Below are 12,134 nucleotides of genomic sequence, written 5' to 3' on the forward strand. Positions count from 1 at the left end.
CGTGGCCAAGCGCATCGACGTCAAGGACCTGAACGTCTACTACGGCAACTTCAAGGCCGTCGAGGACGTCTCGATGACCGTGGAACCCCGCTCCGTGACGGCCTTCATCGGCCCGTCCGGCTGCGGCAAGTCGACCTTCCTGCGGACGCTGAACCGCATGCACGAGGTCATCCCCGGCGGCCGCGTCGAGGGCAGCGTCATGCTCGACGACGACGACCTGTACTCCTCCAAGATGGACCCGGTGAACGTCCGCCGCACCGTCGGCATGGTGTTCCAGCGCCCGAACCCGTTCCCCACCATGTCGATCTTCGACAACGTGGCCGCGGGCATGCGCCTGAACGGCGTCCGCAACCGCAAGGTGCTCGAGGAGTCCGTGGAGAAGTCCCTGCGCGGGGCGAACCTGTGGAACGAGGTCAAGGACCGCCTCGACAAGCCCGGCGCCGGCCTGTCCGGTGGTCAGCAGCAGCGCCTGTGCATCGCCCGCGCCATCGCGGTCGAGCCGCAGGTCCTGCTGATGGACGAGCCGTGCTCGGCGCTGGACCCGATCTCGACGCTGGCGATCGAGGACCTCATCGGTGAGCTGAAGAGCTCCTTCACGATCGTCATCGTGACGCACAACATGCAGCAGGCCGCCCGCGTCAGCGACAAGACGGCCTTCTTCAACCTGGCCGCCACCGGCAAGCCGGGCCGCCTCATCGAGATCGACGACACCGCGACGATCTTCAGCAACCCGACGCAGAAGGCGACCGAGGACTACATCTCGGGCCGCTTCGGCTGAGCCGCACCGCTCCCGCTCCCGCTCCGGGGAGCCCACCGCCCCCGATCGACTGCGGGGTGCGGGGGGCTCCCCGGAGTCGTTCGGGGGTCCTGCGCACGGGTTCAGACGCCCAGGGCCACCCGCAGGAGGAGGTAGCAGCCCGCGCCCACCAGACCCGCGGCCGGGATGGTCAGCAGCCAGGCGCCGACCATCGAGCGGGCGACCCGCCAGCGGACCGCCGACCGGCGCTTCGTGGCGGCCGCACCCACGACGGCCGAGGAGACGACCTGCGTCGTGGAGACGGGGGCGTGGAAGATGAGCGCCGCGACGTACAGGACGGAGGCGGCCACGGCCTCGGCGGCGAAGCCGCGGGCGGGGTCGAGCTGGGCGATGCGCCGGCCCAGGGTCCGGATGATCCGCCAGCCGCCGCAGTAGGTCCCGGCGCTGATGGCGACGGCCGCGGCCAGCTGCACCCACCACGGGATCCCGCGGCCGGAGTGGTGGCCGCCGGCGACGAGGGCCAGGACGATGACCCCCATCGTCTTCTGGGCGTCCTGCAGCCCGTGGCCCAGGGCCATCGCCGAGGCCGAGACGGTCTGCAGCATCCGGAACCGCCGCTCGACCGGCCCGCGGGCCGCGTCCCGCAGCCGGCGCAGGATCCAGGCCATGACGAGGTAGCCGAGCAGCAGCCCGATGACCGGCGAGACGAGCATGGGCACGAGGACCTGCACGAGCACGACGTCCCAGTGCAGGTTCGACCCGGCCGCCACCCCGGCCCCGGCCAGCCCCCCGAGCAGCGCCCCGGTGCTGGACGACGGCAGCCCCCACCACCAGGTGGTGAGGTTCCAGCCGATGGCCCCCACCAGGGCGGCCAGGACGACGGCGAGGGCGTGCGCGCCCATCCCCACGTCGACGATGCCGTACCCGATGGTGGTGGCGACCCCGGTGCCGAGGAAGGCGCCGAGCAGGTTGAACACGGCCGCCATCACCAGCGCGATGCGCGGGGTGAGGGCCCGGGTGGAGACGGACGTCGCGATGGCGTTCGCGGCGTCGTGGAAGCCGTTGGTGAAGTCGAACGTCAGGGCGACGACGACCACCACCAGGACCAGGGCGAGCTCCACCGCTCAGGACTCCTTGATCGCGAGCCGCTCGACCGTGTGGGCGACCCGCTCGAACCCGTTCGCGGCCGCTTCGAGGCGGTCGGCGATCTCCTTGTGCTTGAGCACCTCGAAGACGTCGCGCTCCCCGGTGAACAGCTCGGCCAGGACGCGGCGGTGCAGCTCGTCGGCCTGGTTCTCCAGGCGGTGGATCTCGATCCAGTAGTCGACGAGCTCGGGCAGCGCGCGCAGCCGGGGCACGGCCTCGGCCGTCAGCTCGGCCTGCCGGACGAGGACCTGGACGATCGCGCCGGCCTCCTCGGGCAGCGGCCCGAGGTCGAACAGGGCGAGCTGGTCGACCACGGACTGCATGAGGTCGACGCAGTCGTCGAGGTCGAGGGCGAGCTGGTGCAGGTCCTCGCGGTCCAGCGGGGTCACGAAGGAGGAGACGACCCGGTCGGCGACCTGCCGGGCGAGCTCGTCGCCGCGGTGCTCGAGCACCTCCATGGCGGCGACGGCCGCGGCGCGCCGAGCCGGGTCGTTGCCGATGGCCTGGGCCAGGACGGTGCTGGCCTCCACGACCAGCCCACCGATCCCGGCGATGAGCTCGAAGAACGGGTCGTCGCGGGGGGTCAGTCGAAAACGCACGCCAAGCTCCGCGGTGTCGGGTCGTCGGGTCCTGTGGAACGGCCCCGGCCGACTCTAGGCGGTCCCCGGTGCCGCAGCGGACGGCCCCTGCGCCGGTCAGCCCTCCGGCGGAGCCCCTTCCACCCCCAGGACGCGGTCGAGCTCACCCTCCGGGAGGGGACCGTCGCTCTCCGAGGCGGCGACCACGACGTCGGTGTACAGCTCGATCTCCTCGGCCAGGTCCGTGTCGGCCAGCGGGGCGGCGGCGGGCGACGGGACCCGGGGCGTGTCCCCGCGGGTTCCCGGCAGCACGGCCGGCCCCTGGGCGGGAGCGGTCTCCGGATCGAGCGAGTGCGTCATGGTGGCACCACCGTACGCCGGGCCGGTCCGCCGCGGGGCGCGTTCGGGTCTCACCCGCCCGCCGCCGAGGTCGTCGGCGCGCCCGTGCCCGTGCCCGTGCCCGTGCTGGGGGTCGCGGGTGCGGGGACGGTCAGGGCCGGACGGTCCTCGTCGGTCAGGACCGTCCGCTGCAGGTTCACCTCGGCCAGGCCGAGCCCGCCGACCGTCACCTCGTCGTAGGCCAGCAGCCGCGCCGGGTCCCCCGGTGCGGCGCCCGGGCCGAAGTACAGCAGGGTGGCCGACAGCGGCAGCGGCTCGCCGTCGGCGAGCCGGTCCAGCCCCGCGGAGGTGATGCCCGCTCCCCCGGTGGTGCCCTCCACCATGATCCGGGTCCCCGAGGCGTCCAGGGTGACCGACCGCTTGTGCAGGTGACCGGCCAGGACGAGCGGGACCCGGCCCAGCAGGGGGTCCAGCCCGCTGGGGTCGTGCACGAGGGCGACGTCGACGGGGTCGTCGGGGTGGGCGGCCCGCCACCGCTCGACGCCCTCGCGCAGCACCTCGTTCGCCGCCTCCTGGACGTCCTCGGCGCTGCCGGTGGCCTGCTGCCCCTCGCCGTCGGGGGTGAAGACGGGGTCCCCCTGGCCGGCGAAGACGAGCCCGGCGACCTGCGCGGTGGAGCCCTGGTCGAGCACGACCGCGCCCTGCGCGGCGACCTGGGCCTGGGTGTCGGCGGAGTCGTGGTTGCCGCGCACCCACAGGTAGGGGACGTCGAGGGAGCCGATGCGGCCCAGGAAGCCGGCCTCGGCCTGGCTGCCGAGGGTGGTGGTGTCGCCGGTGTCCACGACGGCCTGGACCCCGAACTGCTCGACGAGGTTGTCGGTGAGGTCGTAGCCCAGCGGGTTCAGGTGCAGGTCGGAGACGTGCAGGACGGTGACGACGTCCGGGCCGAGCCCGGCGCCCGGCCCGCCGCCCAGCACGGGCAGGTTCGCGGCGGCGGCGTACAGGGTCGAGACGCTGCGGACGATGTCGGACAGGCCGCTGCGGTAGCTCTCCAGGCGCTCCAGGGCGTCCTGGGTGCTGGAGACCAGGTAGGGCGCGCGGGAGAGCAGGCCGGTGAAGCGGGGCTGGCGCAGGGCGGCGGGGTCGAAGGTGGCCCACGTCCCGGCGCCGGCCGCGAGGACGACGACGAGCAGGCTCGCGCCGGTCTGCAGCGTGCGGCGGCGGCCGCGGAAGACGACGACCGCGGCCAGCAGCGCCCCGCCGAACCCGCACGCCAGGCTGTGGGCGGCGGCGCGCACGGTCGCGGCGCGGACCGTGTCGGCGGCGGTGAGCTCCAGGGCGAGCAGCTGCTGGGGGGAGCGCACGAGCCGGGCGGCGGCGTCGACGTCGACGCTCTCGATGCCGGCGGTGACGACGATCGGCGCGCGGTGGGTGTCGAAGGTGACCTTCCCGACGGGCGGCAGGTCGACCTCGACGCCGGGGGTGAGGCTGGGGCGGACGCGGACCTCGGTCTGCAGCGGCCCGACGTAGGTGCTGGCGCCGGGGGCCAGGGCGAACCCGACCCCGGCCCCCGCCCCGGTCACCAGCAGCACCCCCGCCCACGGCAGCAGGTGGCGGCGCGCGAAGCGCGGTCCGCGGCGGCCGGCGAGGCGGTGCCCGGCGTCGCGCCACCGCTGCGGGGGGCGGGGCGGGCGCAGCCGGGGGCGTCGGGGCGTGGGGGGCTCGGAGGGCATCGGCACGATCCTCGCGCAGGACGGGCGGGAACGCCGCGCAACCCCGGGTGCGGGGGTGTGCGGGGCCGCCCGGCGGGGTACGGACCGGGCATGAGCGATGCGACGCAGCTGCGCGACCTGCGGTCCCCCCGTCCCACCGGCCGTCCCGGCCCGGCCCTGGTCACCGGTTCGGAGTCCGGCATCGGCCGGGCGACGGCGGTGGAGCTGGCCCGCCGCGGCCACGACGTGGCCGTCACCTGGTTCCGCGACGAGGCCGCCGGCCGCGCCACGGTCGAGGAGGTCCGGTCGCTGGGGCGGACCGCGGTGCTGCACCACGTCGACCTGCGCGACCTGCCGGGCGCGGCCGACGTGGTGGACACCGTCGCAGAGGAGCTGGGCGGTCTGGAGGTGCTGGTCAACGACGCCGGGACGGGCACCTCCACGCTGCTGCTGGACCTGTCCTTCGAGGACTGGCGGGAGGTGCTGGCGGTGGACCTGGACGCGGCGTTCCTCTTCCTGCAGCGCGCGGCGCGGCGGATGGTGGCGGACGGCCGGGGCGGGCGGATCGTCAACGTCACCAGCGTCCACGAGCACCAGCCGCGGGTGGGGGCGGCGCCGTACTGCGCGGCCAAGGGCGGGCTGGGGCTGCTGACGCGGACCGCGGCGATCGAGCTGGCCGAGCACGGGATCACGGTCAACGCGGTCGCCCCGGGTGAGATCGCGACGCCGATGACGGGGCAGGAGGACTCCGACCCGCACGGGGAGCACCGCCCCGGGGTGCCGCTGGGCCGGCCGGGGGACGCGCGGGAGGTGGCGGCGCTCATCGGGTTCCTGTGCTCGGCGGAGGCGTCGTACGTGACGGGGTCCTCGTACGCGGTGGACGGCGGGATGCTGCAGATGGGCCCGATGGCGGGGTCGCACCTGACCGCGGAGGACTGGCGGCGCCCCTGACCCGGGCGGGCGACTTAGGGGGCCCTTTCTTGACTGGTTCCAGACTGGCTGGTTGGCTCGTCGCGTGACCAGCGCCGAGCGCCTGCGCGCCGAGGGCCTGCGCGCGACCCGACCCCGGGTCGTCGTGCTCGACGTCCTCGACGCCGCCCGCGCGGCGCACGAGCACCTGCCGGTCGCGCAGATCGCCGAACGCGCCCGCCGGGCGCTGCCGACGGTCTCGACGCAGGCCGTGTACGACTGCCTCGACGCCCTGACCACCGCCGGTCTGGCCCGCAGCATCGAACCGGCCGGTCACCCGGCCCGGTACGAGTCGCGGGTCGGCGACAACCACCACCACCTGGTGTGCCGCGACTGCGGGCACACCGTCGACGTGGACTGCACCGTGGGCCACGCCCCCTGCCTCGCCCCCTCCGACACCGCCGGGTTCGCGGTGGAGGAGGCCGAGGTGGTGTTCTGGGGTCGTTGCCCCCGGTGCCGTGCCCAGTAGCCCCAACGCCACCAGCAGGACGCAGAGAGGAAGTGCGATGACCGACGTCGCGAGCCAGCCCTCGACCCCCGGGGACGACCGCCCGGTCCTGACCAACCGTCAGGGCCACCCGGTCTACGACAACCAGAACCAGCGCACCGTCGGGGCCCGCGGCCCCGCCACCCTGGAGAACTACCAGTTCCTGGAGAAGATCAGCCACTTCGACCGCGAGCGGATCCCCGAGCGCGTCGTCCACGCCCGCGGGACCACCGCGTTCGGCTACTTCGAGGCCTACGGCACCTTCGGGGACGAGCCCATCGCGAGCAAGACCCGCGCCAAGCTCTTCCAGGAGAAGGGCAAGCGCACCGACCTGGCCATCCGCTTCTCGACCGTGGCCGGTGGCCGCGACTCCTCCGAGGCGCTGCGCGACCCGCGCGGCTTCGCGGTGAAGTTCTATACCGAGGACGGCAACTGGGACCTCGTCGGGAACAACCTGGGTGTCTTCTTCATCCGCGACGCGATCAAGTTCCCCGACTTCATCCACTCGCAGAAGCCCGACCCGGTCACCTTCGACCGCCAGGTGCCGAACCGCGTCTTCGACTTCGCCAGCCAGACGCCCGAGTCGCTGCACATGTTCACCCTGGTGTTCTCCCCCCGCGGCATCCCGGCCAGCTACCGCACCCAGCAGGGCTTCGGCGTCAACACCTACAAGTGGGTGAACTCCGAGGGCGAGACGCTGCTGGTCAAGTACCACTGGCACCCCAAGCAGGGCGTCAAGAGCTGGACCTCGGCCGACGCGGCCGCCGTGCAGGCCCAGGACCTCGGCCCGCACACCCGCGACCTGTACGCCGCGATCGACGCCGGTGACTACCCCGAGTGGGAACTGCTCGTCCAGACCATGAGCGACGACGAGCACCCCGAGCTCGACTTCGACCCGCTGGACGACACCAAGGTGTGGCCGGAGAACATCTTCCCGCTCACCCCGATCGGGAAGATGGTCCTGAACCGCAAGCCGGTCGACTTCTTCACCGAGTCCGAGCAGATCGCCTTCGGGACCGGCGTCCTGGTGGACGGCCTGGACTTCTCCGACGACAAGATGCTCGTGGGCCGGACGTTCTCCTACTCCGACACCCAGCGCTACCGCGTGGGCCCGAACTACCTGCAGCTGCCGGTGAACCAGGCGAAGAACGCCACGGTCCGCACCAACCAGCGCGACGGGCAGATGGCGTACCACGTCGACGGCGGCGGCGAGAACCCGACGGTGAACTACGAGCCGTCGATCATCGGCGGCCTGCGCGAGGGCACCTACCCCACGCACGACGAGCAGGGCCCGGTCATCTCCGGGCGCCTCACCCGCAAGCGGATCCCGCGCACGAACGACTACCAGCAGGCCGGCGAGCGCTTCCAGCTCTCCGAGGACTGGGAGAAGGACGAGCTCGTCGCGAACTTCGTCGACGCGCTGTCGCAGTGCATCCGCCCCATCCAGGAGCGCATGGTCTGGCACATGTTCATGGCCGACGACGAGTACGGCCGCCGCGTCGGTGAGGGCCTCGGCATCACCGCCGACGACGTCCGCCACCTGGAGCCGCTGCAGACGCAGACCCTGACCGAGGAGGAGCTGGCCCGCGCCGCGAACCTCGGCAAGAACGGCCCGCGCGACGTGACCGGCCTGGTCATGACCCACGCCGTGCCGAACGAGCGCGACGTCCGGGCCTGACCCGGCGGTCTCCCCGGCGGCGCCGGTCCCCTCGCGGGGGCCGGCGCCGTCGGCGTTCCCGGCGTCCTCAGGGCAGCAGCGCGGCGGTGCGCTCGCGCGCGTAGGCCCACTCCACCGGCGCCGAGGCCAGGGTCCAGCCGAGCGCGACCGGGACCGCGAGGAGGCGGTTCGGCTGCGCGATCCCCCGCCGGCGCATCGCGGCGGGCAGGCCCCGGCCGGCCACCCACACCGGCACCGCGGCCAGGGAGATCGTCAGCTGACGCCGCAGCAGCGCCCGCTCCGGGTCGGAGAGGGCGGCGTCCGGGTCCGGCGGCGGGGTGCGGTCGCGCACGGCGGCGGTCCAGACCGCGTCCGAGGCCATCAGCACCGCACCGCCGGCGAGGGCCAGCGCGGCCTGGGCGGCGTACCGGCGGCGGCGGGTGGGCAGGTCGTAGGTCCACTGCGCGAGGCCGGTGACGACCCCGGCGACCGCGGTGTCCACGACGGCCAGGGTCCGGGCGAGGTTCGAGGGGTGCACGACCGGCGAACGGCCCGGCCGGCCGTGCCGTTCCGGAGTTCGCTCAAGCGGTGCCGGCCGTGCGGTCCAGCGAACGGCGGACCCAGGCGAGCGCCGGCTCGCTGAGGGCGTCGGCGTCGTCCACCCCGGCGAGCCAGGCGTCGAGCCGGTCGCGCACCTCCCGGACGATCGCCGTGGCCCGCCGTGACGGGATGCGCCAGGACCTGCCCTCTGCGACCAGGTCCTCGAGGCCGACGGCCGGGAGGTCGAAACCGCCGTTGACGCTCAGCGCCAGCCGGGTGCGGCCGTACTGCGCGTGCGGGGAGACGTCGTAGGCGGGTGCTAGCTCGACGCGCCCGTCCGGGGCGTGCAGGAGGGAGATGTTCTTGGCGTGCGCGTCGGTGTTCCCGAGCAGGACGTTCAGCGTCGTCAGCCGCAGCAGTTCCCCGACGTCGCCGCCGTTGCCGGCCAGTACCGCCGCGATCGAGCGGAGGTTGGCCGCCGGCCGGTGCCAGCCGAACTTCGCCTCGATGTCGTCGCTGGTCAGCCCGAGCGCCTGGGCGGCGTCCTCCTGGTGGATCCGCGTGATGGTGCCGGCAACGGGCGCCGGCGGCTCCGGCCCGTCGTCGGGCACCCGGCGGTCGAACCGGGGGACGACGAGGACGGCGAGGCCGTCGAAGTCCTCGACGTGGGACACCGCTGCGCGCAACCCCACGGCCCGGGCGGCGCGCGAGCTCAGGGCCTCGTCGTGGACCAGCGCCGGGCGTTCCGGCAGCTGCGGTTTGAGGATGTGGGTGCTGGGCGCCCCCGCGTGCGGGACGAACCAGCGCCCGCGGGACCGGGTCAACGCCGCTTTGGGCTGGACCCCGGGCAGCGAGGAGTCGCCGACGCCGACGTGCTCGTCGGACTGGGACCGCTCGAGGTGCTCGCGCACGGCGCGGTCGTCGGCGAGCGGCTCGAACCACCCCTGGGGGGCGGGCGCACCGCGGGGGGTGAACGTGGCCGCACCCGGCACGTCACCACCGGCTGCAGCCAGGAGCGCCAGCACGTCGGCGCTGTTGGCCGCGGCGCGCCGGGCCAGTCGCGCCCGCGGGCTGGTGCCCACCTCGGGGAGCAGGCCGCCGAGGTGGGAGCGGACGAGCGCCGCGGGCGGGTGCACGTCCACCGGCTGCGCGTCGAGGCGCACCGACAGCACCGGTGTCCCCGGCGGCGCCACCTCGAGCAGGTCGTCGGCCCAGGTCAGCACCAGCCGTCCCGCCGCGTCCTCGACGGTGGCGACGAGACGACCGTGGAGGCGGACGTCGAGGGCGGTCACGCCTGCGGCCCCCGGCCGCTCAGGGTTGCCCCCAGGGCCGAGGCGAGCAGGAACACGCGGGACAGCGTGACGTCGGTCTTCCCGCGTTCCAGTTCGGAGATGTACCGCTGGGAGACCCCGGTGCGCTCGGAGAGCTGGTCCTGCGTCAGCCCGGCCTGGACGCGCAGCCCGCGCAGCCACCGGCCGACCTGGGCGGCCGTGGTGAAGGTGACCGGGTCGCTCACGCACCCTCCTCATGACTCTGGTGGATATCCGGGGGCATCCACCAGGGTAATGGTCGTCAGCGCTGGACGTGGTTCCGGCGGGCCGTCTCGACCTGCGGCACCGACGCCTCGAGCAGGTCGGCCAGCCCGCGCAGGTGCCCGGCGACGGCGGTCCCCAGCGGGGTGAGCTCGTACTCCACGCGCGGCGGGATCGCGGTCACGACGTCGCGGGTGAGCATGCCGTCGCGCTCGAGGGCCTGCAGGGTCTGCGACAGCATCTTCTCGCTGACGCCGTCCACCCTGCGGCGCAACGCGTTGAAGCGGACGGGCCCCTCCCCCAGCGCGAGCAGGACGAGGGAGGCCCACTTGGAGGTGACGTCCTCGAAGGCGGCGCGCGAGGTGCACTCACGGGCGAAGACGTCCGCGACGAGGTCCTGCCCGGGGCCGTCGGTCTGCACGGGGTCAGTCTAGCGCGGGAATGGAGGGCGCTGTGGAATAGTTAGTGCCTTCGATCACGCAGTGCCCACCTGGAGGAGACACCCATGACCACGTACGCCGTCACCGCCGCCAGCGGCCACCTCGGCCGCCTCGCCGTCGAGGCCCTGCTCGCCCGCGGGGCCGCCCCCGCCGACGTCGTCGCGATCGTCCGCACCCCCGCCAAGGTCGCCGACCTCGCCGACCGCGGCGTCGTCGTCCGCGCCGGGGACTACTCCGACCCCGCCTCCCTGCCCGCCGCGCTCGCGGGCGTCGACCGCCTCCTGCTCGTCTCCGGCAGCGAGGTCGGCCAGCGCGTGGCCCAGCACGCGAACGTGGTCGAGGCCGCCCGCGCCGCCGGTGTGCAGCGCCTCGTCTACACCTCGCTGCTGCGCGCGAGCACCAGCGGCAGCCCGCTGGCCCCCGAGCACGCGGCCACCGAGGAGGTCCTGGCCGCCTCCGGTCTGACGACCGTGGTGCTGCGCAACAGCTGGTACTTCGAGAACTACACCGGGCGCCTGGCCGAGTACACCGGCTCCGGGGCGGTCCTCGGCGCCACCGGCGGCGGGAAGGTCTCGGCCGCCACCCGCGCCGACTACGCCGAGGCGGCCGCCGTCGCGCTGCTGTCCGAGGACGGCACCTCCCGCACGTACGAGCTCGCCGGGCCCGCCTTCGACTTCGACGAGCTGGCCGCCACCATCACCGAGGTCACCGGCACCACCGTCGTGTCCCGGGACCTGCCCGGGGAGGAGTACGAGCAGACCCTGCGGGGCTTCGGCCTCGACGCCGGGACCGCCGCGTTCGTCGCCGGCCTCGACGCCTCCATCGCCCGCGGCGACCTGCTCACCGACAGCGACGACCTCGCCGGGCTCCTCGGCCGCCCCGCCACGACCCTGCGCGAGGCCGTCCGCGCCGCGCACGAGGCCGCCCGGCCCGCCGCCTGAGCCCGCCCCGGGCGGCGCGGCCCGCGCCGGGCGCGCAGGATCGGACCGTGCCGCACCCACCCGCCCGACGACTGCCCCGGCTCCCGCTGGCCGCGGTGTTCCCCCCGCCCCCCGGCCCCGGGGTCCGGGGGGACGCCGGGCCCTGTCCGGAGGCGCAGTTCCGCCGCGTCACCGCCGAACGGGCCACCGTCCTCGGCGGGCCCGCGGCGATCCTGCTGCAGGTCGCGCACCCCCTCGTCGCCGAGGGGGTCGCCGTCCACAGCGACTACGCCGCGGGCCCGGCGCGGCGGCTGCTCGGGACGCTGCAGGCCGCGCTCACCGTCGCCTTCGGGGACACCGCGCAGGCCCACGAGGCGGCCCGCCGCGTCGGCCGGGCGCACGCCCCCGTCCGCGGCACCACCCGCGCCGACGTCCCCGGCACGCCCGCCGGCACCCCGTACCGGGCCAACGACCCCGACCTCGCGCTGTGGGTGCACGCCACGCTGGTCTGGACCGCGCGGACCGTGGCCGAGCGGTACGCCGGGGTCCGGCTCACCCCCGACGAGCGCGAACGGCACTGGCAGGGGTCCAAGCCGTTCGCGCGGCTGTTCGCCGTCCCCGACCGGGTGCTGCCCGGCTCGGTCACCGAGTTCGACGACTACGTCGCCGCGACGGTGCGCGCCCTGGTCGTCACCGACGCCGCGCGCGGCATCGCCCGCGACGTCCTCACCCAGCGCACCGCTCCCCCGCTGCCGGGCGTCGCGGCGCTCGCGCGCAGCGTCACCGCCGACGTGCTGCCCGCGCCGGTCGCCGCCGCGTACGGCCTCGACCGGACCCCCGGGCGGCGGGCCGCCGCCGGCGCCGTCCGCGGGCTGCTGCGCACCGCCCGCCCCGTCCTGCCCGAGCCGGTGGCGCGGTGGCCCCACGCCCGGGTCGCGCGGGACCGGGTGCGGTGAGGCCCCGGCGGGGGGCGGGGGGGGCGGGGGGGGGGGGGGGGGGGGGGGGGGGGGGGGGGGGGGGGGGGGGGGGGGGGGGGGGGGCGGCGCTCGCCGGGGTG

At 75.0% G+C, this 12,134-nt stretch carries 14 protein-coding genes; 6 read left to right on the forward strand and 8 right to left on the reverse strand.

The features are described 5' to 3' along the window. The first annotated feature begins 1 nt into the window (after position 1). Positions 2-778 (forward strand): phosphate ABC transporter ATP-binding protein PstB, encoded by a 777-nt coding sequence (gene pstB, locus ACRYM6_RS20460; RefSeq protein WP_432544730.1) that lies wholly within the window; start codon positions 2-4, stop codon positions 776-778. Between the two features lie 101 nt (positions 779-879). On the opposite strand, the gene ACRYM6_RS20465 is transcribed toward pstB, so the two are convergent. From ACRYM6_RS20465 to ACRYM6_RS20480, 4 genes are all read right to left on the reverse strand, one after another. Further along, positions 880-1,878: an inorganic phosphate transporter gene (locus ACRYM6_RS20465; protein ID WP_432544731.1), complete on the reverse strand. Its 999-nt coding sequence runs from the start codon at positions 1,876-1,878 to the stop codon at positions 880-882. 3 nt (positions 1,879-1,881) lie between these two features. Beyond that, on the reverse strand, positions 1,882-2,502 hold the full coding sequence (locus ACRYM6_RS20470) for a DUF47 domain-containing protein (protein ID WP_432544732.1): 621 nt from the start codon (positions 2,500-2,502) through the stop codon (positions 1,882-1,884). Between the two features lie 96 nt (positions 2,503-2,598). After that, positions 2,599-2,841, reverse strand: coding sequence for a hypothetical protein (locus ACRYM6_RS20475; protein ID WP_432544733.1), 243 nt, complete (start codon positions 2,839-2,841; stop codon positions 2,599-2,601). A 50-nt stretch (positions 2,842-2,891) separates the two neighbouring features. Then, complete coding sequence (locus tag ACRYM6_RS20480) at positions 2,892-4,553, reverse strand: metallophosphoesterase family protein (protein WP_432544734.1); 1,662 nt, start codon at positions 4,551-4,553, stop codon at positions 2,892-2,894. Positions 4,554-4,643: 90 nt separating this feature from the next. Here ACRYM6_RS20480 and ACRYM6_RS20485 point away from each other — a divergent pair, with 90 nt between their 5' ends. The 3 genes from ACRYM6_RS20485 to ACRYM6_RS20495 all read left to right on the forward strand — a co-directional run bounded on the left by ACRYM6_RS20485 (position 4,644) and on the right by ACRYM6_RS20495 (position 7,666). Further along, positions 4,644-5,483: an SDR family oxidoreductase gene (locus tag ACRYM6_RS20485; protein WP_432544735.1), complete on the forward strand. Its 840-nt coding sequence runs from the start codon at positions 4,644-4,646 to the stop codon at positions 5,481-5,483. 64 nt (positions 5,484-5,547) lie between these two features. Further along, positions 5,548-5,970: a Fur family transcriptional regulator gene (locus ACRYM6_RS20490; RefSeq protein ID WP_432544736.1), complete on the forward strand. Its 423-nt coding sequence runs from the start codon at positions 5,548-5,550 to the stop codon at positions 5,968-5,970. Positions 5,971-6,007: 37 nt separating this feature from the next. Further along, positions 6,008-7,666 (forward strand): catalase, encoded by a 1,659-nt coding sequence (locus ACRYM6_RS20495; RefSeq protein WP_432544737.1) that lies wholly within the window; start codon positions 6,008-6,010, stop codon positions 7,664-7,666. A 67-nt stretch (positions 7,667-7,733) separates the two neighbouring features. Here the strand turns inward: ACRYM6_RS20495 and ACRYM6_RS20500 are convergent, their stop codons facing one another. Genes ACRYM6_RS20500 through ACRYM6_RS20515 form a run of 4 tightly spaced genes read right to left on the reverse strand, consistent with a single transcriptional unit; the run spans position 7,734 to position 10,138 of the window. Then, positions 7,734-8,183, reverse strand: coding sequence for a hypothetical protein (locus tag ACRYM6_RS20500; protein ID WP_432544738.1), 450 nt, complete (start codon positions 8,181-8,183; stop codon positions 7,734-7,736). A gap of 43 nt (positions 8,184-8,226) precedes the next feature. Next, on the reverse strand, positions 8,227-9,477 hold the full coding sequence (locus ACRYM6_RS20505) for a type II toxin-antitoxin system HipA family toxin (RefSeq protein ID WP_432544739.1): 1,251 nt from the start codon (positions 9,475-9,477) through the stop codon (positions 8,227-8,229). Next, positions 9,474-9,701, reverse strand: a complete 228-nt coding sequence (locus ACRYM6_RS20510; RefSeq protein WP_432544740.1) for a helix-turn-helix domain-containing protein — start codon at positions 9,699-9,701, stop codon at positions 9,474-9,476. The genes ACRYM6_RS20505 and ACRYM6_RS20510 overlap by 4 nt, the downstream gene beginning before the upstream one ends. A gap of 56 nt (positions 9,702-9,757) precedes the next feature. Next, on the reverse strand, positions 9,758-10,138 hold the full coding sequence (locus ACRYM6_RS20515; RefSeq protein WP_432544741.1) for a winged helix-turn-helix transcriptional regulator: 381 nt from the start codon (positions 10,136-10,138) through the stop codon (positions 9,758-9,760). An 84-nt stretch (positions 10,139-10,222) separates the two neighbouring features. Between ACRYM6_RS20515 and ACRYM6_RS20520 the strand changes: the two genes are divergently transcribed. Both ACRYM6_RS20520 and ACRYM6_RS20525 read left to right on the forward strand, forming a co-directional pair. Further along, a complete protein-coding gene (locus tag ACRYM6_RS20520; RefSeq protein WP_432544742.1) occupies positions 10,223-11,098 on the forward strand; it encodes an SDR family oxidoreductase in 876 nt (291 codons plus the stop codon). 47 nt (positions 11,099-11,145) lie between these two features. Further along, positions 11,146-12,033 carry an oxygenase MpaB family protein gene (locus ACRYM6_RS20525; RefSeq protein ID WP_432544743.1) on the forward strand — a complete coding sequence of 296 codons (888 nt, stop codon included), beginning with the start codon at positions 11,146-11,148 and terminating at the stop codon, positions 12,031-12,033. The last annotated feature ends 101 nt before the right edge of the window (positions 12,034-12,134 follow it).

This window comes from Kineococcus rugosus, assembly GCF_050871975.1.
Lineage (GTDB): Bacteria > Actinomycetota > Actinomycetes > Actinomycetales > Kineococcaceae > Kineococcus.

What these genes read in the sequence shown, in the direction of transcription:
- ACRYM6_RS20475 (WP_432544733.1), bottom strand. Translation starts at nt 2,841, where the DNA reads ATGACGCACTCGCTCGATCCGGAGACCGCTCCCGCCCAGGGGCCGGCC.
- ACRYM6_RS20480 (WP_432544734.1), bottom strand. Translation starts at nt 4,553, where the DNA reads ATGCCCTCCGAGCCCCCCACGCCCCGACGCCCCCGGCTGCGCCCGCCC.
- ACRYM6_RS20485 (WP_432544735.1), top strand. Translation starts at nt 4,644, where the DNA reads ATGAGCGATGCGACGCAGCTGCGCGACCTGCGGTCCCCCCGTCCCACC.
- ACRYM6_RS20495 (WP_432544737.1), top strand. Translation starts at nt 6,008, where the DNA reads ATGACCGACGTCGCGAGCCAGCCCTCGACCCCCGGGGACGACCGCCCG.
- ACRYM6_RS20520 (WP_432544742.1), top strand. Translation starts at nt 10,223, where the DNA reads ATGACCACGTACGCCGTCACCGCCGCCAGCGGCCACCTCGGCCGCCTC.